This is a genomic window from Aquipluma nitroreducens, assembly GCF_009689585.1.
Classification (GTDB): Bacteria; Bacteroidota; Bacteroidia; order Bacteroidales; family Prolixibacteraceae; genus Aquipluma; species Aquipluma nitroreducens.
This window is the reverse complement of sequence record NZ_AP018694.1, coordinates 4,777,079-4,796,914: the sequence shown is the minus strand read 5'-3', so window position 1 is coordinate 4,796,914 and position 19,836 is coordinate 4,777,079. Positions and strand designations below refer to the sequence as shown.

Below are 19,836 nucleotides of genomic sequence, written 5' to 3'. Positions count from 1 at the left end.
ATGTCTCGAGTTTATTGACCCCAGAAGTTTAAAATTATATAATCTCAAACACAGTTTTAACGAAAAAAAATTATAGAGCAGCGACTTTCATAAAAATAATAAATCAGAGGAAGAACTTTCTATGTTTTCAAAAGAGTTACACTCTCATAGATTGAAGAATATACTTGAAAAGGACAATCGCTTCAAAATATTGTTATATCCCCTTATTGTGCGTTGGCTGATGTTCAAAAAGTAACAAACTTTGAAACTATCTATCCACTCCTCTTCAGGATTAATCATGTTGACAGACTGGTATTCTGCCACAAACTGGGCAATTGGGTTAATCTTTGCCATCAATTCTTTGTATGCCTTCGATTCAACTGTAATGACTTCCATAGCAATTAGTTTTGTCACAAAAGTCAGGACTAGTAATATTTTATAAGGCCAAGTTGATCAAATTTTTTTCCAAATTAATTGAAAGCTGCGTGAATAAATATATTATAAGCTAGGTTTTAAATAATCATGAAAAAGAAACTTGGTTCTAGCAAATTTCTTTTTCAATAAATTTAAAAAGGCGCTTAATGCGGCTGCTTATAGACTTAATACTGGAGAATTTCTGGAATAAAATCTTGGTATTGTACTTGGTGTTTCTGAATCGTTATATTTCTTTTTTTCAATATATTATAAAATTTATTTATAGAAGATTCGAAAAGAAGAACTTGGTAATAACCTATTATCGCTATTTTTGGTCATCCTTATTCATTTTTGCAATCAGTCTCTCTTTCAATTGATCTAAAAACTGTGTTCTGTTAGTACGACCACGTATCGAAAGATAGGTACGATATACATCTCCTAAGCTAATATTAAATACGTTTTCCAGATAATTGGCTAGACGTATGAGTGAAATCTTTCCGAAATTAAAACATCCTAATTCATACAAAGCGTAAAGTAACTCTACAAGGTCAGTCTTACTTTCTGTCCAGATTTCTTTGACTTTTGGAAATGAAACAGTAATCTGTTCTTCTTCTGGGTGTTTATCGAGTTTAACCAATTCGTTGTTGAGATAAACGGTCAACATATCATTTGCGATAACTTTAGCTACTGCAAAATCATAGCAAGTAGAAAATCTTGAGTCTCGCTCAAAATAAAAACTATCTAAAGCTAGTTGAACATCAGGCTTGCCCCTCAAAAAATAATAGGTATCAAAATGGGTATACCCGTTTCTATAGTATTTATAAAAGTCTATATTTCCTGTTTTCCGCTATGGGACACCCTGAAAATATTTCGAGATAATTTGGTGTAGTTCTGCTTGTTGGTCGTCCATTTTCAGGAGTTTGGACTTGGTATGTTTTGATTCAGGCAGCATATATGAGATTTGGTACATGTTATGGGTCAACTCAGCTGCTTTCTTTAATGACAGGCTTGACTTTTCCTTGTAAAGTACTCTTTCCAGCTCTTTGTAGATACAATATGCCGTAAATGATATACAGATGTGGGCTTCGATCCGGTGTTTAAGGCGATGGTAGATTGGACGTATGCGCAGATCGGTTTTGGACATTCGGAATGCTTTTTCAATGTGCCACAGATTTTTATAATTCTCAATTACTTGTTTGTCCCTGAGTTTTGTGTTGGTAACGTATCCCTTCAATCCATCCCATATTTTGTCCTGATTAAACTTCTGGTAATCAATCTCGATGGTCATATTTCCATGTAGCCGCAGGTATTTATTGTAGCCTTTATTGTTGATACTCGATTTGGTCAGCTTTCCGGCTTTAACCTGTTTTTCCAGCCGTTGCAATCCACGGTTGCGGTTATGCTCATCTTTTTTCGCCCGGGTTGTTGCATAACTCACAATTATCCGGGTTCGGCCAACTTTGTTTATCCTTCTGATCTGTCCTTCTGAAAACTGACATTCCAGGATTTGCTTTTTTACCTTATCCGGTTCATTTTTCAGCCGGGCACCAATAATGTACTCGTATCCTTTCTGTTCCAGTGCTTTTACATTGTCGTTCGATAAAAGCCCTGCATCTGCAACCACAATTGGGTGTTTCAATTTAAATTTCTCGCTGATTTTTTCGATGAACGGGATTAGTGTGTGCCCTTCGTAAATATTACCTTCTAAAATATCGTACCCGATCGCATAACCGCCCAGGCCAACAAGCAACCCAATATAAATTTGAGGGTTTTCATGTTTCCCGTCCTTGCTGAAACCCGTTTTTCGTAAATCATCCTCATCGCTGGCTTCAAAGTATAGCGTGGTCATATCGTAAAATACAATACTGATATTGCCTTGTAAAACCTTTAATGTATGCGCAAAAGCAATCTGTTCAACATGTCCTTTCAGTTGGCTGTTCTGCTTATCCAGAAAACGGTACACCGTATCTAAATCAAGCATTACTCCTTGAAAACGGTAAAGGTATTCTATCGTTTTCAGCTTGCTTAGGGAAAAGCCAGCCGGGTAATGACCAAATGGCGAAAAAGGTCTTCCTGCAAAACACCAAAGCCTATGCTGTCGTAGATCTTTCCGAAAACAAGCTCAGGCCAACGGTACGAATGCTGGCATTGCTCATGGCGGAAAAAACCTGTTCGACAATAGTATCGTTCTCTGAAACAAATAATCTGGACTGAGCAGTTAATCTTTCGATCTCCTGTTTGCCCAGATAGAACAATTTCTGCAACTCTTGCTCGTTGGAACTGCACCCAATTGTTTTGACAACCTTGTAGTTTCCCCTGGCTTTAATGATAATTTGAACCGAAGTACTCCCTGATGAATTTAACTTCTTTCGTACAAACATGCCCAAAAATATAAATGGGACACCCATTTTCAAAATTCATCCCAGTAAAATCAGGCCTTCCAGTGGCTGTTTTTGAAAAGTGCGGAAAACAGGAGGCTTGCCCCTCAAAAAATAATAGGTATCAAAATGGGTATACCCGTTTCGATAGTATTTATAAAAGTCTATATTTCTTTCAAAATAGTATTGAATCCGGTCAAATTCTTTTGTTAAATAGTTTTTATTGCTGTATTGCTCCCGGCGGGACGAGCCGCCTCAATTCTGCAAACTTTTTGGCAATAGATAAGCTTGCTAAATAATTGGGTATTGGTTACTTTGAAAAAATGAATTTCTTCAGCTTCATTTTTAAAAATGTATGCTGAAATTGATGTTTTGACTTTATTAAATGAATCTTCCAATACAGCAATGGCAGCACTTGCATTGGCCAATGACATTTCTTCTCAACCTTCAATATCTTCAAGTTGATCATAAACGGATTCAATAAAAGCTATTATTTTCTTTATAAATAATGAGTCCTGTAGATAAAGTTAAATCACCACCTTTCTATCAATTATTTTTTGTTTAAACAGAAGGAAACTCCCATGGACACATTTAAGCAATCGACAAAATCTAGTTGTTTATACTTTATTAAATTAAATAAGTAGTAATCAATCGTCCCGATTTCTATATACGGATATCTAAATAATTTCTTTTTGTTCGTTAAGATGTTATCAAATTTAGCACCTATAAATGGAGCAAAATGGACAGCATTTGTAAAATAATATTTGCTAGGAAAGTGATTCGGAAACTTAATATAAGTATTCTTAGTTTTAGACAAAATTATGTTTGTGCCCATATAACTCGTACCAAGAAGATTTTTTGAAAATCTGTGTTTGCTGATATGGAATACTCTTTTTAACGAAAGAGTATGAACTTCTACCTTGTTTATAGATTCTGGTAAGTAGCCATAACTGAATCCTAAAGTGCTTTTATTATTCACAGAAATATAGCCAATGCCCACCGATCCCAATCCCAGATTTCCCGCATATTGAAAATTAAGATAGTCTGGTGCAAATATTTTTTTTGTCAGTTTTGAATCTTTGTTTCCAGAACCAAAAATATTTCCGGAAACAAAAGCAAAAACAAGAAGTAGGAACAATCTTATACTTATGGCTTTCATCGTGTTGTTTTTAAAAACTTAATATTTGAATTGTTGCAGTTTTATTGGCAAGGGTTATTTTAGTCATATTCCGCATCGTAATATCCGGAACCATAAGGTATCGGCGGTTATTGACTTCCTCTTCCCAGTAATCGTGCCCATGCCCAAAAATGCTGAGACTCACCGGATACTTTTCTATAATTCCAAGCATTTTATCAGCATAACCATTATCTAACTGGGGGTCAAACCGGTGAATGTGGAAGCAGGTAATGCTGGTCATCCCTTTAGGAATATTAAGCGTTTGCTGAAACCATTCGAAGTCAGGTTCCTGATTTCCGTTTTCCCAAACCACATTGTCGAACACAACCATCCGGTAATTCCCGATATCAAAATAGTAATTAGTCGGTCCAAACATCTTGTTGAAAATTAATTTGCCATTTGACAGATAGTCGTGATTCCCGATTAGGGTCACAAATGGAATATTCAATCGGCTAATCAGGTGATAGTAGTCGTCGAGCTCTTTGAACAAGCCCCAATCAGTGATATCACCGCAAACCATTACAAACGAAATCCCTTCCATTTCGTTGATGGTTGTTACCGCAGCTCTCAGATCGGAATAGTCGGTATGAGTATCCGAAATGGCAATAAAAACAAGTGAATCGCCCGGTTGTTGTTTGCTCAGTATTTCCGAAATATTTTGCGAATTTACGTTGCTGTGCTCGGTATTTGCATCATACGGGCTGTATTGTGTGAGCTTACTGCATGAGCAGATAACAAGCAAGACCATGACCATCATACCGTTATAAATTGTTTTCATGTTTCTGTGTAATTGTTTCTGATCACATGTGGCTGTTCTGTATAAAATGCTGTTCTGCCAAAAGATTAAATACCAGCATTATATTCTCTGCTGGCAGGAGCTCTACCCGTTCTTTGCCATGAAGCCAGTCCAGTGCCAATAACACATCTTTTTCAGGTAGGTTTACCATGTCTCTTAACTCATCCAACGACATAATTCCTTCTTCTTCCAGAATAACCGTTATGGTTGAGGCAACGGTTTTTAATTTTTCAAGTTCCATAATTTTAATTTTTATCAGATAACTATATCATTTTATTTTACTGAGGTTGCCGTCAGCCCCGGAGGTGTTAAAATTGACCTGATTTTGACTGTTCATTTTTCTGCTGTTTCCCAGTTTCATAGACCATTAAAACCAGTACCCGAAGTTGGCCGAGAAAGTGGGTTTATCCATCGATCCGGAATACCCCAAAGTCATATTCTGCGGTCCCAATATTGTTTTTAATGAATATCTAATGCCCCCGCCATAAATAGCTTTAACTCCTCCCATATATTTAAATATCTACGAAAATTTATACTCTATAATGAGCATGTTTTCAATCAATTAAGTCAATTCTAAATATTTCTGTTCAAACTAATTGAACTGTAGTCTTTTTCTGGACCGCTTGTCATAGTTTAAATACCAATTATACAACTTGTTAATTCCTTCCTGAATAGATGTTTGAGGCTTGTAGTTCAGGTCTTTTTCTAGTTCTGTTGTATCGGCGAAGGTCTGATAAACGTCGCCGGGTTGTATCTCTACCATCCGTTTAATGGCAGTTTTGCCAGTCACTTTTTCTATGGCAGCAATAAAATCGAAAAGTTGAACCGGTTTTCCTGCACCAATATTGTAGATTTTATAAGGAATTTCATTGGTCGGGGCGTGATCGATGACTACCGATAATCCTTCAACTATATCGTCGATGTAGGTAAAATCACGCGAAAGCTTTCCGTGATTAAATACCTCAATAGGATTCTGGTTTATGATTGAATCCATAAATATAAATGGTGCCATATCAGGCCTTCCCCACGGACCATAGACTGTAAAAAAACGGACTCCGGTTGATGGGATTTTATAGAGCTTGCTGTACGCATGCGCCATTAATTCGTTCGACTTTTTGCTGGCGGCATAAAGACTGGCTGGTTTGTCAACCTGGTCGGATTCGTTGTACGGGATTTTCGTATTCATGCCGTAAACGCTGCTCGAACTGGCATAAACAAGATGCTGTACCGGATGAAACCGACAGGCTTCAAGGATATTCAGGAACCCAATAATGTTTGAATTGATGTAAACGTATGGATTTTCAATGGAATACCTCACCGCGGCCTGGGCGGCAAGGTTGCAAACCACATCGAAATGTTCGTGTTTAAAAAGTTCGTCGATGAATTCTTTATCCAAAAGATCGGCCTTGAAAAACCGGTAATTTGGATAATTTACACTTTGAACCGCTTTGTGGTTTTGTATCAACGCCTTGCAGATGCCAGTTTCTTTCAACCGGTCATATTTTAGGTCAACATTATAATAATTGTTGATGTTGTCAATCCCGACAACCCGATCTCCGTTTTCCGCAAAATGCTTCACGGCATGGAAACCGATAAAGCCTGCAGCGCCTGTGATTAATATTTTCATTTCTTTCGGTCTATTTCTATGTAAAAGTTGCCGCCCCACTGATGCATTTTTTTGCCCTTCAGAAATACTCTCAGAGAGTCATTTCGTTCAATAGCCTTGTGCCATGTAAAAAGTATTGCCGGTGTTTTCATCGAAGAATCTGCCTTATATAAATCAACTATTCGAAGTTTTTCAGGCATAACTCCCAGGTAAGCATTCAGATTGTCGGCTATGGTCATTTCGCAGTAGTAGTAGTTTACACCACCCTTTTCAAAGGCTGTTTCTTTTGCCTGATTACAAATTTCCTGAAGCCCGATATATTTGTTATACCGGGGGATTGCAAATGAAACGACGAATACGGATATCAATATTCCGGTTCCAAGTGAAATGATTGCATTATTCAGCTCATGCTTTCTCAGTAAGCGAAATGTCAGAATTCCTGAACCTGATAAAATAAAACAGGAAATAAAAACCAGCGGAGAGATACCAACTTCATTGATTTTTTGGAGTTGGGAAGCCACAATTACTCCCGGAAAAATCAGGATAAGGATTATTGCAGGAATACCAGCAAGTAGAAACATCCAACGCGGCGAACCTAACTTTGCCAGCCACAGGGCGCTCAGATACACAAAAAACGGAATAGAAGGAAGCATGTAAACGGCCAGTTTGGAGCTAAAGAGTGATAAAGTCGCAATTGTCGAAAGGGCAATCACCAGGAAGAAAAGTTCCAGATCAGTTGCAGCCAGTTTCTTTTTAAGTCCGGCAATCAAAATTCCGGCAATCAGAATCGACCATGGAGCAAGCGAATACCAGAATGCTCCAAAATAGTAATAAAAAGGTGCTTTGTGATGGAACGAATTCACAGCCCTGTTAATCGTTTGATTGAAAAGCAGATCATTCAGGTATTGGCTGCCACCTTCGGCATAAACCCCTGCAAACCAAGCTCCACACAATACCAATAAAACCAGTACCATTTTGTACCCCCAAAATTTGCCAATCGTTCTGAGTTCTTTTTTCAGAATAAGAAAAGTGATGGTTGAAACGAGCGGAACAATAATCCCGATTGGTCCTTTAGTGAATATGGCCATAAATACGAAGAAAGGGAACAACCAGGAATCCCGGGGCTTTCCTTCCCCAATATACATTTTGAAAAACGTGTAAAGTGCTAAAACAATGAACATGCACATCATCATATCCATTCGAAGCACGATGGCTGTGCCAACAAAAAAACCGCTCGTTAAAAGCATCAGTTGTGCCACCAGACGCTCTCTTTCGGAAAGGATGTTTTTCACCCATTTGTCCATTATGTAGAGAACGACTAAAGCTGGTACATACGAGAATAGGCCTAAAAACAACAGGTTGTGATAGCCAAAAAGCCATTTGCCGAACATCACAACCCAAAGATAAAGTGGGGGCTTGTCGGCATAAATGATTCCATGATCGGCAAATGTAAAAACAGCGCCATTACGCAAGGCTTCGTCGGCAATGCTTAAATATCGCGATTCATTATCCGGAGTAAAGTCGCGAAAGATGAATGCCGGTAAAACAGCTATGAAAAACAAGGCATACCTCAAGGTATTATTGGTTAAATATCGGCTCATCATGTAATCGGTTATTTAGTTCTTTTTTGTAAAGCATGATGTTTCGTGTATAGGCAATAAACCCGACCGATTGCCCCAGTATCAGTATCGGATCAACTCGGATGATTCCGTAAATGGCAATTATTCCTGAGCCAACCAGGCTGATTAGCCAAAAGCCGATGGGAAGCAGTGACTCGTTTTTAGACATGGAATAAAGCCACTGGTAAACAAAACGCAGCGAAAACAGAATTTGCCCCAGGGTGCCAAAAATGATTAACCAAACGGGGATTTTTTCGTTGGTAAAAAAGTTCTCGATAAAATAGTGCCCATTTTGTATCACAAACACGATTGCAATGATTGGGGTAACGACGAGAATTGACCTTAGAAAGCGGTTCATTCGTTTCCACACGCCAGTTTCATCCAGGTTCCAGATGTAGATATAATACGAAATGAGTTGTCCGAGAAGGATGGCAAAGTCGTTGCGAAACCACCCATAAATGACAAAAAGATAAGAGGCAACAATGCTCAATACCCAGTAAATGGTTGGCGAAAGCACCTTTTGGGCGCGCTCCGACAACACCCATTGAATAAGAGTACGGGTAAAGAAAAGTACCTGCGATATGAATCCTAAAACGTATATCATCTTCTATCAATGTTGGTTTCTGCAATTTGGAAATTGAGGTACCGTTTTTTCATCCACCGATAGGCAAAGCAGTCGATGAAAGGCGCAACCAGCCTGTTGCCCAGATTGAATTTCGATTTTCCGGCAACGCGTGGAAAATGGCGAACGGGAACCTGTTCGACTTTGCCATTTTGCAATTGTATGAGGGCAGGTAAAAAACGGTGCATGCCGTTAAATAATGGAATCCGTTTGGCGTAATCGGTTCGCATAATTTTCAACGGACATCCAGTATCCGAAACGCCATCCTTGGTCATGAACCGGCGAAATCCATTGGCAATTTTGGATGACAGATTTTTTACAAAACGGTCTTTCCGATTAGCCCGAATTCCCATCACCATTTCAAAGTTGTGCAAGTATGGTATCAGCAGATTAAAATCTTCCGGAGTAGTTTGCAAATCTGCATCGATGTAACCAACATATTTTGACTGTGAAACTTCAATTCCGGCTTTTATCGCTGCACTTAGCCCCGCGTTTTTTTCAAAACTGACATAGAAGAAATGTTCGTTGTGGGCGCATATTGCAATTATTCGTTCGAGACTTTGGTCCGACGAACCGTCATTTACAAACAACACACAAGTATTGAGCAACGATTCTGAAATAAAAGCTGAAAACTTATCTTCCAGTGCGGGCATATTATCCTGCTCGTTAAAAACAGGAACGATGATCGTGAATTCGTAATTGGCTGTTTTATTTGCTCTTTTTATATCAAGGCCGTTACTGAAGATTTTGATGTCTTCAGCATTTTGATCTTTAATCATTTCTGACGTTTTGTAGATTTAGTTTCTCAAATTAATACTTTCATTAATTTCCCTACTCAAATACCAGCATTGAGTAGCCTGGTATATGGGACAGGAACAATTGTCGTTTTCATAACGTTATATCCTTAAATTCTTCAAGGTTTAACTAAAGAATAGGCTTCAGTCTGCAACTCCATAAAGATTCAAATCAATAGAGTAAAGTCACCATTTGTTCTTCATCTATTTTATAAAAAGCAATCTTGTATTCCCGGGCAAGCCAACCTATTGCCATTGAAAAGTCAGACTCGGTTAATTCACTAGTTTTCAATAAAGCGGAAAGCGACATTCCTTTTTTATTGTTGAGAATCACCCAAAGTATGCGAGCATTTCTACCGATTTTATCTGTTGTCATATTAGATATTATTAAAAGATATTCATATTTTCTATTGATGTATTCATATATCTATCATGACCATTTTATTGAAAACCATGGTTATCTCAAGGGTTCGGGAGTTGGGTGTTTGTATTATCAATCCAGTTCTTTATGTCGTTTAAATTCCTATCCCAAACATCCGGATATAACTCTTTCAGTGTTTTTTCAAATAGCTCCTTGTTATTGTATAATTCAGTAAAGAAGAACCATCTGGTTTCTTCAAATCTTTTACTATTTGAAATAATTTGAGATCTATTTCTTAAAAATATGTCAATTATGCTTTCGACGACATTTCGGTATAACTTTTCTTTTGATCTGAAATAGTAGTGAATTGCCGCTGTATTTACATCAGCTTTGGTCGCAATTTGCTGTATTGTAGTTCCATGGTATCCGAATAACAGAAAGATACTATTTGCAGCGTCAAATATTTTAGCTTCTGTAGTTAACTTCTTGCTTCCCATGATTTTAGATTTAAAACCTTAATTTTTCCGTCATCAACCCAAACCGAAGAACATCCAGCCTGTGACTGAAATACATGTTGTAATAATCCAACCCATGATAATACTGAACGAATAGCCCGATATCCTCCAAAAATTTTGGGTGATAGTAAAAAGTAAAGCTCACATTTAGCCTGTCTGATGAAATCCAATCCCAACTGTTCACATTCCCAAACATCCATGTAGCCTCGCCTTTCAGCGATATTGATGCATTCCCTTTATTTGTAATTAATTTATTATCATTCGGAAGTTTAAAGATGGAAGCTGCGGTATGCCAGCGAACTTTACTGTATATTCCATCGAGTTCATCGCTACTATAACCTGGGGGATGAATCTCAACAGAAGTTTTGAAAAACTGATAAGCATTTAGACGTTTATTTACATTCGTTATGATAAAACCAGGCTCTATATAATTGGTAGCGAAATCTCCAGACTTCACATTTAGTTCACCGTTTTCCAAATAAAAATCTCCATCCTGACCGTTGGAATGGTGCGCAAACCGTAGAAATAAATTCTGAGTCCGCAGGTTCGATTTATTCTTTAATCGATAGTACAATGTTACTTGCGGTATGTAGCTCGGAGTTCGGACAGGAAACGAAGGCTCATTATACATCCGGATGATAATTTGAGGTGTCAGAACTCCCATACAACGAGAATCCTTACTTTCTCTAAGGTAAAAATTCGGAATAACATTTCCTTCGAACCAGAGTGGTTCAATGTTACCAATATCAGCAGGAAAAGTGATATAGCTATTGCCCTGGGTTACCTGAGATATTATTGGAAGTCCAATCTGGAGTGAATCTCTTCCCTGCCCAATGCTTGAAAGGATCGGAGTTGTAGAAATCAAAATCAGAAGAAGACAACGTTTCATCTTTTACAGGTATATGATATTAATCTTTATCTTTTTGTCACCCTGCACACTAAAAGATGCTTTTGCAAAAGAGGGCCGGTTTGAAAAACCAATAGATTCATAATTTGAAAAACCAATTCCCTCTTTGGGTAGGATGATTCCTTTTTTAATTTTCCCGTCATTGTTCTCATCGTGTAGGATATTTACCGCATATTTCCCTTCCGGCAGGTTTTTGAATGTTACCGAAGATGAGCCATTTACTATTTTACCGGTAAGTTTTTTGAAATACTTTTTATAATGCTCATCAGGGAATGCATCCTCTCTGTTGTACAACGTGAAGAGCACTGTACCTTTTGAATTTCGTAATTCATTCACTTCAATTGTTAATGAGCAGGGTTCCTGCTTTTGAATGCTAAATGAAGACAGCAGTACGATTACTAAAAGCGATTGAATGATTATGATTATCTTATTCATTTTATTTCTGTTTTTTATTCGCGACTTTCTCTTTAATCCGATCTACAACATAGTAAACCATCGGGACTAAATAAACCGTTAAAATCATGGACGATAACAAACCTCCGATGATCACCCATGCCAAACCGTTTTTCCACTCGCTGGCTGTACCTCGTGCCAATGCAATGGGCAACATTCCAATTGCCATAGCCAGAGTTGTCATTAAAATAGGGCGCATACGCTCTTTCCCTGCAATGATCAATGCTTCTTTATAATATTTGCCCTGGGCTTTTAGCTGGTTGGTAAAATCTACAATCAGGATGGCATTTTTTGTTACCAGCCCCATAAGCATGATTAATCCTAACTGTGCAAACAGAGTCAGATGGTTTAGCGATAAGTTTAAGGCAAGGAATGCACCAATAGCAGCCATCGGTATGGCAAATAGAGCCACAAACGGATAAATGTAACTATCATAGAGGGCTACCATGATCAGGTAAATAAGTATAAATGAGATGATAAGAACCGAAGCCAAAGCCCCGAAACTTTCATTCTGCGTTTTGATATCTGCCCCCCAGGTTAATTTTACCCCTTCGGGCAACGGTTGCGTTTTCAGAAAGCTGATTGCCTCATCAGCCAGCGTTCCTGAAGGTCTTCCAAACGATTCTGAAGTAATGGTTACAGAAGGTTGCCGGTCCAGTCTTTCGAGCAACGAAGGCGAATTGTCTTGCCTGACTTCAGCAAACTGAGATACTTCAATGGGAATGTTCATTGGGTTTACGATGGAAATACGCTGCACGTCTTCAAAGTTTTTCCGGTCAAAATCATCCAGCCATATCCTTACCGGATATTCTGTTCCATTCTCGGTTAATGTGGCATCATCGTTTCCCGTAAAGGCTGTCCTTAAATTCAACCCGACATAGGCAGTTGTTAATCCCAATCGCTGCATCTTATCTTTGTCGGGAATCACCTTGAATTCAGGGCTTCCTTCTTCTACCGACAATTGAACATTATCGGCGCCTGGTATTTTCTCAATAGCCGCTTTCAGTTCATTTCCTGTTTTCATTACCAAATTCAGGTCGCTTCCGCTCAGGGTTATTTTGATGGGCGCCTGTTTTGGCAGTAAGCCTAAAACTGCCATTGAAAAGTTAACTCCCGTAAATTGCTTTTTCAACTCTTCGCGAAGCGATTTCATAAACGCTTCAGTTTTGATGTCTCTTTCCTTTTCAGGTTTTAGCTGAATGGTAAATTCCGAGATATTGGCAGAGCCCACCCCTAAACTTCCGATACCTGTGCTTGGCCCGGCAATGTTGCTGAAAAGTGTAGCTACTTCAGGTTGCTGAAGGATAAAGTTTTCAACTCGTTGCGTTCTGATATTGTTTTCCTGAACGGTTGTAGTTTTATCATATTCCAGATTCAAACGAAACTTTCCCTGATCTCCGGTCGACATCATTTCTTTTCCGATAATGCCTTGTTTCATCATCACCCCCGTCATTACCAAAAGGAAAATAACGATTCCGGAAAAAATAAGTTTATGGCTAAGAACCCATTCTAACTGACGTCCGTACCAATCGATGAATGTTGTTAATTGTTTTTCGAACCAAAGCAAAAAACGGTTCATGAAGTTGGTCGGTTGTAAATCTTCCTTTTTGCCTATTCGTGAAGCTAGCCATGGCACCAAGGTAAAACCCACCAATAAGCTGGTAAGTGTTGATGTTATTACAACGATTGAAAATTGTTTCAGCATATCGGCTACAAATACCTGCAAAAACAGAATCGGTAAGAATACAACCACATCGACCAGCGTAATTGAAATGGCTGAAAATCCAATTTCCATACGCCCTTCCAATGCCGCGGTTTCCTTGTCTTTTCCCATATCGAGGTGTCGCTGAATGTTTTCCAGAATTACGATGGCATCATCCACCAGGATTCCGATAATTAACGACATGGCCAGCAAGGTCATCAGGTTTAAGGTGAAGCCCATCAGCCACATAACTGCAAACGCGGTAATTAATGAGGTCGGGATTGCAATTAATACGATCAAAGAGTTCCGGTAGCTTCGTAAAAACAGGAACATAACCAATGAAACCAGGATTACAGCCAGAATCAGGTCATCGACTACTGAATTTACTGCCGCAATGGTCATGTCGGTTGAATCATCGGCAACATCAAATTTCACCCCGTAGTTGGAGTTTGCACTTTCAATTTGTTTGAGTTTCGTGTGGACTAATTTTGAAACTTCTACCGCGTTGGCATCGCCTTGTTTTTTCAATAAAAGACCTATTCCGTTTACGCCATTGTAACGGCTAACCGAACTTATTTCTTTTACCCCATCAATAACAGTTGCCACATCTTTTACATAAACCGGCATTCCCGGCCCAGGCATAGCTACCTGAACATTCATGATATCATTTACGTTCGAAAACTTTCCTGTCAGACGAACTGAATTACTTTCTTTATCAGTTTGCGCTTTACCGGCAGGCAAATCAATTCCTGAGCGGTTAATGGCCTCTACAACCTGATATAGTGATATTTTGTACAGTTTCAGTTTATCCTGATCAGCCTTCACTTGAATTTCCCGTTCTTCTCCGCCAAGCAGAGTAATTTCTGCCACCCCTTTCAATTGCTGAATTTGTGGAAGATACTCATCTTTCATTTTTTGATAAAACTCTGTAGCAGGCAAGCGACTTGTTGCGCTGATCGATATAATGGGTAAATCGTTGGGCGAAACCTTGGTCATCACCGGACTCAAAATGTCTGCCGGTAGATCTTTTTTAATATTGTCGATATACCGCTGGGCATCCTGCATGGCAATGCTCAGGTTCGTTCCGTATTTTAGGTTGGCAATAATAACGGAAGCATTGGGCATCGACTTGGTCTCCAAATAATCGACACCTTCGAGATTCGATAAGGCGTCCTCTATTTTTCTGGAAACAGAGGTTTCTACTTCATTGGGTTCGGCACCCGGATACATTGTTTTTATTACTACCACCGGCTGGTTGAAGTCTGGCAACAGTTCATACCCCAGGTTTGTAAATCCAATGATCCCCAACAGGGCGAATACGCTGAAAAGAACGATGATCAGCGATGGACGATTGATTGCTATTTTTGTAATGTTCATGATACTTAATTGCTAATTGTCACATTTGCGCCATCAAAAAGATTGATAAACCCGTTGGTTATAATTACATCGCCTTCGGTTAACCCACTTGAAACCTGTACTTTATTTTGAAACCGGTTTGAAGTGGTGATATTTTGAAGAATGGCTTTACCATTTTTGACCAGAAAAACTTGTGGTTGAATGTTTGTTCCAACGATTGCAGATGCCGGGATAATGATTAACTTTTCTTCTGCCTTGTTTTTCAACTGTACATTTCCAAACATTCCTGATTTGATTTTTAAATCGGCGGTGTTGTTTACTGAAAATTGTACCGGAAAACTATTCCCCATATTGGCTTTGCTGCCTGTCATGATCACCTTTCCCGACAACACCGTTTCCGGATAAGCATCTGCGGAAAGAGCGTATTGTTGATTGGTTTCGAACTGACTTAACTCCTGTTCGGGAACATTTACAGTAAACTTCAGGCTTGAGATATCTGTGATTTGGAGTAAAGGAATACCTGGTGCCGAGAAGGCTCCTTCTTCTGTTAGTTTCGCGGTAACAATTCCGCTGAATGGCGCTGTAATAATCGTTTTATTGATTTGCTCCGTTAGAGTAGCCTTCTGTACTTTAGCTGATTTAAAGGACAATTCGGTCTTTTCCAGCTGAACACCTTGAATGGCATCGGCATTGGCAAGTACGGTATATCGTTTTACATCCGCTTCCAATCCTTCAATCTGAATTTCAATGGTTTGTAATTGCAGTTCCAGTAAGGAGTTGTCCAGTTGAACTAAAGCCTGACCTTTTCGGACCGCACTTCCAACATCCACCAAAACCGAATTAATTTTTCCCTGAATATCCGCGCTTATTCTTGTTTCTTTGTTGGGTTCAAAGGTTCCCGTGTAAGAAATATCATTTTTAACACTTTCAAGCTTCAGCGTGATGGCCTGCACATTAATTGCCTGTTCTTTGTTGTATTGATAAACCCTGTTTACAGTGGTTTCTTTGTTGGTCTTCAGGCGAATTACCACTATGGAGATTAAAGCCAATGCCACAATTATATAAATGATCGTTTTTTTCATTTCCTTGATTTTTAATTCGTGATTTTTAATTTTTAATTGCCATAAGGTTTCCTGTTACCCGTTTGTATTCCAATTCAGCCTTTCGAAGATTTACCATTGCAACGATGTAGTTTTGCTGTGCTTCGCGTAATGAATTGTCGGCCAGTAGCAAATCAGTAATGGTTGCCATTCCTTGTTTGTTTTGCAGCACGGTATTGTTGTAAATCTTTTTTGCCAGTTTTATTTGATCATTAACTGTTGCAATGTTTTGGTTTGCAAGCGTATATTGCATTTCGGCATTAATCAGGTCGAGTTTCGATTTTTCTGATACCAGTTCTTTCTGAATATTTGTTTTCTGTATATCTATCTTTTTTTGTACAATCTTGTGTTTTGTAATCGTGCCATTAAACAGTGGGATCGACAGTTGAGCGCCAACATAACCGATTGGATGAAAATTGAAAAAGCTATTGGCGCCAGTATTGCCATAGCCAGTCGTACCATAAACTCCGTAAGCACCCAACGAAGGCAATTTTGAATTACGAAGCCCTTTAAGTTCAGCGTAATTAAATTGTAATTTTTTATCAATCAACTTCATGTCTGTAGTCGCTTGAATCTGAGGATCCAATTGAACCAAAGTGTTTTCAGTTATTGCAACCTGGATGGAATCAGAAATTGGTTTTCCCATCAGAAATTTGAGTGCATTTAACACTTGCTGCTGCTGCGAAAAAACGGTTTTTCTTTGATTGGCTAACTGATCCAACTGTAATTGGAGTCTGTCCACATCAGTTCCTTTTGCAATCTGCTGTTGGTGCAGCAACGTGGTTGTTTGCAGTAGTTTATTGGTATTGATCATGTTGCTGTCCAAAAAAGCCAGTTGATTCAATAGAATCTGTGCGTTGTAGTAAGCATTTGAAACTTCCAGCACCACATCTTCATCTGTTTTCCTTTTCTGAACTTCAGAAAGTTCACTGGCTATCCGGGTAGTTTTTATCGCACCTAAAGCTGTTGGGTTGTAAATGGGCACCGTTAGTTGCAGATTGGTATTCAGGCTTTGCGGCACACCAAATTGTACTTCCTTATAAGTTCCGGCAGGACCTCCAAAAGCATCAGCAGGCATCAGCTGATAAGGTAAGTCGGTATAATAGCGATAATCAGTTATCCCATTCAGTTTTGGAAACAGATTGCCTTTGGTTTCCTTGTTTTTCTCATTGGCCTGAAAAACATCCTGCTGTGATAGTTTGATGGTTCGGTTATACTGCAATGCAGTGTCGATGCATTGCTCCAGTGTAAACGTTTGAGCTTTTGTTAGAAAACCTATAAACAGGATAATCCCCAATAGCAGAACTTTTAGTAAATTAAATCTTGATAGCTTTTCCCTTGATGTAATCATTTCTAATTATTTTAATTCGTATTTATTCCTTATTGGCTCTTATTAATTTTAGATCTCGAATCATTTTGTTTGTCAGCTGTTGGTCGCTCATGAACAAACGAAAGCGGCCCAGAATATTTTCGACCAGATATCTCGTCTCTACCTTATTATTGAAGACTCTTATTTTCTTACCCCTATCTAAAACTGTTGACAAATAAGCTTTAACATTATGCTTTATTCTTTGTAATACCCTTTGAATAGCAACATCATTTTCAGTTATTTCTGAAGAAAACAGCACATGCAGATAATATGATTTCTGACCAAAGAATTCATAAAGACTTTTAAATAAATTCTCAAGCTCTTTTTCAGGTGAGAGATTCATAGCTGCCACATTTTTAATCAATTGCTGTATTTCATCTTCCAGGCTCAAGGACATGAATTTTAAGATATCATCATCCGCTCCTAGATAAATTAAAAGATCGTTACGCGAAATCCCAATCCTCTTTATTAAGGCATCAACCGATAAAGCATCTATTCCTGCCTCGTTAATGATTGCTCCTGCTATTTCTACAATATTACTTTTATTGATATCCATACTTTAGACATTAGTGAATATTCACTAACCTTAATAGGTAAAAAAATAGAAAAACGTTTATTGTGCTTTATGGCTTTCAAGCTTACTGTATTCATTTATTGAATAATGAGCAAATATTGTAAGAACTATTGAAACGATAATCCTGAAGGTCATAACCCCAATAACTTTGTTTTCATGTATACATCCAGAGTTGATGTGAAATAGCAACCCTAAAAAAACAAGAATGATCATAACGGAGGAAATACCCATGAGATTTGCTGTCCATTTCTTGCTCTCTATGAATCCATAAGTAGCAAATAGATAGAACAAACTACTAATGAAATTTATCCAACCTATAAACAGAACATAATTGCCTTCTTGTGATCTAAAGTCAAATAAATCAAATATCACAGAGATACTGAGAAATAGGGCCAGAAAGCCAAATGCAGCCAAGATTCCAGCGGCCAGGAATGAGAATACCTCTTTCATAATTTTTGGGATTGAATTAATGTAAGCACAGATTGAATCATTTTGTTTCCTGCTTCAATTATATCAAACTGGAAATCCTCTAATCTCCATCTGAACATCTGTAACCTGAATGCCCCCATTAAAATGTACATCAGATCCTCCAAAGGAACACTATTTGAAAACACTCCTTTATTCTGTCCTTCAAGCAATATCGGAAATAAATTTTTCACAATAATCCCGAGCAGTTTAAGGATCGCTTCATTAATACTTTGACTTTCTTTCAATAAGCCATCGGAAAAAACAACCACAACGAAGTGTCGATGACTTTCAAAAAACGCAAACTGACTTTGGAACATGGCAACAAATTTCGCTTTCGGATCATCAGTAATTGGAATAGCATTCTGTAGGTGCTCATCGATTGTTCTTGCCAGATATTCCAGCATCGCTAAGATTATTTCCTCTTTACTGGTAAAGTGCCTGTAAATTGCGCTTTCAGAAAAATCCATTTCTTTAGCCAGATTTTTTATGGTCAACCCACTAACACCTGATGATGTTAGTATTTTTCCAGCTGCCTCAATAATCTCCAATTGACGGGATGTAATTTCCATGTTGATATTCAGGTATTAGTTAAAGAACTTTGCTTAAAATCTTGGGCCTTGGCGCTTTTACTACCAGAATCCGGGCTACTTTATCCGAATTATTACTGAGAAAATGTACAACGTTAGCAGGACTTTCAACAAGAGAATCAATCTCGCAAACTTCGCTTTCCTCACCAATATGAATTGTTGGATATCCTTCAAAAATAAAGAAAAATACATCAACCGGTGTTTTGTGAGGTTTTAAACTTTCTCCAGATCTTAATGTGATAATCGTAGCGGTTGCTGATTCCGTACTATACATCTCTCTTACGTCAACTTTGTGTGGCGTTTCTTTGACCACTTGATCATGATATTTAATAATCTTCATAACTTAAAATTTTATATTATCTATAGATTATGTAGTTAGTGAATATTCACACACAAAGATAAGATTAAAAATTATTAATGTGCAAGAGATATCTTTATTATTTTATAAAGACATATTATTACTTGTTTGAAATGAAATTGTTTGCTGAGATTTATAAGTAGATAAACTCTGAAATACCTTTTTATTTTTAACTTTGAATTAAATACTATAAAAAGGTAGTAATATATGATTCTTAATAAAACCACAGAGTATGCACTTACTGTTCTCGGGTTTATGGCAACCCGGAATGAGAATATGTATTCTGCAGAATACCTTCACCAGCAATTAAATATTCCTCGTCGCTATCTCAGAAGCTTGTTAACCGATTTATCGAAGCATGGATTTCTTAAAAGTTCATCAGGACGAAATGGTGGTTTTGTTTTTGCCCAAGAGTTGAAGGAAATAAATCTGGCCCTTGTTATTAATAAACTGGAAGGAATTGATGCAATATGTAACTGTATTCTTGGCTTCAGTTGCTGTATTGTTGATAAACCATGTATTATGCATGAACCATGGAGGGAAGCACGTTCAAAAATGATTGAGACTCTCACAAATACAACATTTGCTGATCTCAAAGAAAAATATCAGATGGATCTTTCGAAAAATCTTAAGTTGATATAAACACAGTTAATCAATACATCCACTTTTAATCAAATTTTTCAAATTGAATAAAACTACGC

The 19,836-nt window shown here is 38.0% G+C and carries 25 protein-coding genes; 2 read left to right on the top strand and 23 right to left on the bottom strand.

Annotated features, from left to right (window positions below):
• Positions 1-144: 144 nt before the first annotated feature.
• From AQPE_RS20240 to AQPE_RS20225, 4 genes are all read right to left on the bottom strand, one after another.
• Positions 145-375: a hypothetical protein gene (locus tag AQPE_RS20240; protein ID WP_318348298.1), complete on the bottom strand. Its 231-nt coding sequence runs from the start codon at positions 373-375 to the stop codon at positions 145-147.
• Between the two features lie 343 nt (positions 376-718).
• Positions 719-1,225 (bottom strand): RteC domain-containing protein, encoded by a 507-nt coding sequence (locus AQPE_RS20235; protein WP_318351334.1) that lies wholly within the window; start codon positions 1,223-1,225, stop codon positions 719-721.
• A 15-nt stretch (positions 1,226-1,240) separates the two neighbouring features.
• Complete coding sequence (locus AQPE_RS20230) at positions 1,241-2,374, bottom strand: IS1634 family transposase (protein WP_449658190.1); 1,134 nt, start codon at positions 2,372-2,374, stop codon at positions 1,241-1,243.
• A 109-nt stretch (positions 2,375-2,483) separates the two neighbouring features.
• A complete protein-coding gene (locus tag AQPE_RS20225; RefSeq protein ID WP_318348297.1) occupies positions 2,484-2,774 on the bottom strand; it encodes a hypothetical protein in 291 nt (96 codons plus the stop codon).
• A 14-nt stretch (positions 2,775-2,788) separates the two neighbouring features.
• Between AQPE_RS20225 and AQPE_RS23970 the strand changes: the two genes are divergently transcribed.
• Positions 2,789-3,070, top strand: coding sequence for a hypothetical protein (locus tag AQPE_RS23970; RefSeq protein ID WP_318348296.1), 282 nt, complete (start codon positions 2,789-2,791; stop codon positions 3,068-3,070).
• 251 nt (positions 3,071-3,321) lie between these two features.
• Here AQPE_RS23970 and AQPE_RS20215 read toward each other — a convergent pair whose 3' ends face one another.
• From AQPE_RS20215 to AQPE_RS20125, 19 genes are all read right to left on the bottom strand, one after another.
• Entirely contained in the window at positions 3,322-3,930 is a 609-nt protein-coding gene (locus tag AQPE_RS20215; RefSeq protein WP_318348295.1) for a hypothetical protein, read from the bottom strand.
• A 10-nt stretch (positions 3,931-3,940) separates the two neighbouring features.
• On the bottom strand, positions 3,941-4,726 hold the full coding sequence (locus AQPE_RS20210) for a metallophosphoesterase family protein (RefSeq protein ID WP_318348294.1): 786 nt from the start codon (positions 4,724-4,726) through the stop codon (positions 3,941-3,943).
• Between the two features lie 22 nt (positions 4,727-4,748).
• Positions 4,749-4,985 carry a hypothetical protein gene (locus AQPE_RS20205; protein WP_318348293.1) on the bottom strand — a complete coding sequence of 79 codons (237 nt, stop codon included), beginning with the start codon at positions 4,983-4,985 and terminating at the stop codon, positions 4,749-4,751.
• A 126-nt stretch (positions 4,986-5,111) separates the two neighbouring features.
• Entirely contained in the window at positions 5,112-5,252 is a 141-nt protein-coding gene (locus tag AQPE_RS20200; protein WP_318348292.1) for a hypothetical protein, read from the bottom strand.
• Positions 5,253-5,336: 84 nt separating this feature from the next.
• Positions 5,337-6,371, bottom strand: coding sequence for an NAD-dependent epimerase/dehydratase family protein (locus tag AQPE_RS20195; protein WP_318348291.1), 1,035 nt, complete (start codon positions 6,369-6,371; stop codon positions 5,337-5,339).
• On the bottom strand, positions 6,368-7,954 hold the full coding sequence (locus AQPE_RS20190) for an ArnT family glycosyltransferase (protein WP_318348290.1): 1,587 nt from the start codon (positions 7,952-7,954) through the stop codon (positions 6,368-6,370). Before AQPE_RS20190 ends, AQPE_RS20195 begins: the two co-directional genes overlap by 4 nt.
• The gene (locus tag AQPE_RS20185) at positions 7,929-8,573 is read right to left on the bottom strand and encodes a lipid-A-disaccharide synthase N-terminal domain-containing protein (protein WP_318348289.1); all 645 of its coding nucleotides are present in this window, start codon (positions 8,571-8,573) and stop codon (positions 7,929-7,931) included. Before AQPE_RS20185 ends, AQPE_RS20190 begins: the two co-directional genes overlap by 26 nt.
• Positions 8,570-9,370, bottom strand: coding sequence for a glycosyltransferase (locus AQPE_RS20180; RefSeq protein ID WP_318348288.1), 801 nt, complete (start codon positions 9,368-9,370; stop codon positions 8,570-8,572). Before AQPE_RS20180 ends, AQPE_RS20185 begins: the two co-directional genes overlap by 4 nt.
• A 187-nt stretch (positions 9,371-9,557) precedes the next feature.
• Positions 9,558-9,761: a winged helix-turn-helix domain-containing protein gene (locus AQPE_RS20175; protein ID WP_318348287.1), complete on the bottom strand. Its 204-nt coding sequence runs from the start codon at positions 9,759-9,761 to the stop codon at positions 9,558-9,560.
• Between the two features lie 86 nt (positions 9,762-9,847).
• On the bottom strand, positions 9,848-10,243 hold the full coding sequence (locus tag AQPE_RS20170) for a TetR/AcrR family transcriptional regulator (RefSeq protein WP_318348286.1): 396 nt from the start codon (positions 10,241-10,243) through the stop codon (positions 9,848-9,850).
• Between the two features lie 10 nt (positions 10,244-10,253).
• Positions 10,254-11,150: a hypothetical protein gene (locus tag AQPE_RS20165; RefSeq protein ID WP_318348285.1), complete on the bottom strand. Its 897-nt coding sequence runs from the start codon at positions 11,148-11,150 to the stop codon at positions 10,254-10,256.
• A 3-nt stretch (positions 11,151-11,153) separates the two neighbouring features.
• On the bottom strand, positions 11,154-11,603 hold the full coding sequence (locus AQPE_RS20160) for a DUF2141 domain-containing protein (protein WP_318348284.1): 450 nt from the start codon (positions 11,601-11,603) through the stop codon (positions 11,154-11,156).
• A gap of 1 nt (position 11,604) precedes the next feature.
• Positions 11,605-14,700, bottom strand: a complete 3,096-nt coding sequence (locus AQPE_RS20155; protein WP_318348283.1) for an efflux RND transporter permease subunit — start codon at positions 14,698-14,700, stop codon at positions 11,605-11,607.
• A gap of 5 nt (positions 14,701-14,705) precedes the next feature.
• On the bottom strand, positions 14,706-15,761 hold the full coding sequence (locus AQPE_RS20150) for an efflux RND transporter periplasmic adaptor subunit (protein ID WP_318348282.1): 1,056 nt from the start codon (positions 15,759-15,761) through the stop codon (positions 14,706-14,708).
• A gap of 25 nt (positions 15,762-15,786) precedes the next feature.
• Positions 15,787-17,130, bottom strand: coding sequence for a TolC family protein (locus tag AQPE_RS20145; RefSeq protein ID WP_318348281.1), 1,344 nt, complete (start codon positions 17,128-17,130; stop codon positions 15,787-15,789).
• Between the two features lie 22 nt (positions 17,131-17,152).
• Positions 17,153-17,704 (bottom strand): TetR/AcrR family transcriptional regulator, encoded by a 552-nt coding sequence (locus AQPE_RS20140; protein WP_318348280.1) that lies wholly within the window; start codon positions 17,702-17,704, stop codon positions 17,153-17,155.
• Between the two features lie 57 nt (positions 17,705-17,761).
• Complete coding sequence (locus AQPE_RS20135) at positions 17,762-18,172, bottom strand: hypothetical protein (RefSeq protein ID WP_318348270.1); 411 nt, start codon at positions 18,170-18,172, stop codon at positions 17,762-17,764.
• Positions 18,169-18,759: a TetR/AcrR family transcriptional regulator gene (locus tag AQPE_RS20130; protein ID WP_318348279.1), complete on the bottom strand. Its 591-nt coding sequence runs from the start codon at positions 18,757-18,759 to the stop codon at positions 18,169-18,171. Before AQPE_RS20130 ends, AQPE_RS20135 begins: the two co-directional genes overlap by 4 nt.
• Before the next feature lie 19 nt (positions 18,760-18,778).
• Positions 18,779-19,117 (bottom strand): cupin domain-containing protein, encoded by a 339-nt coding sequence (locus AQPE_RS20125; RefSeq protein WP_318348269.1) that lies wholly within the window; start codon positions 19,115-19,117, stop codon positions 18,779-18,781.
• 225 nt (positions 19,118-19,342) lie between these two features.
• On the opposite strand from AQPE_RS20125, the gene AQPE_RS20120 reads away from it, so the two are divergent.
• Positions 19,343-19,777: an RrF2 family transcriptional regulator gene (locus AQPE_RS20120; RefSeq protein ID WP_318348268.1), complete on the top strand. Its 435-nt coding sequence runs from the start codon at positions 19,343-19,345 to the stop codon at positions 19,775-19,777.
• The last annotated feature ends 59 nt before the right edge of the window (positions 19,778-19,836 follow it).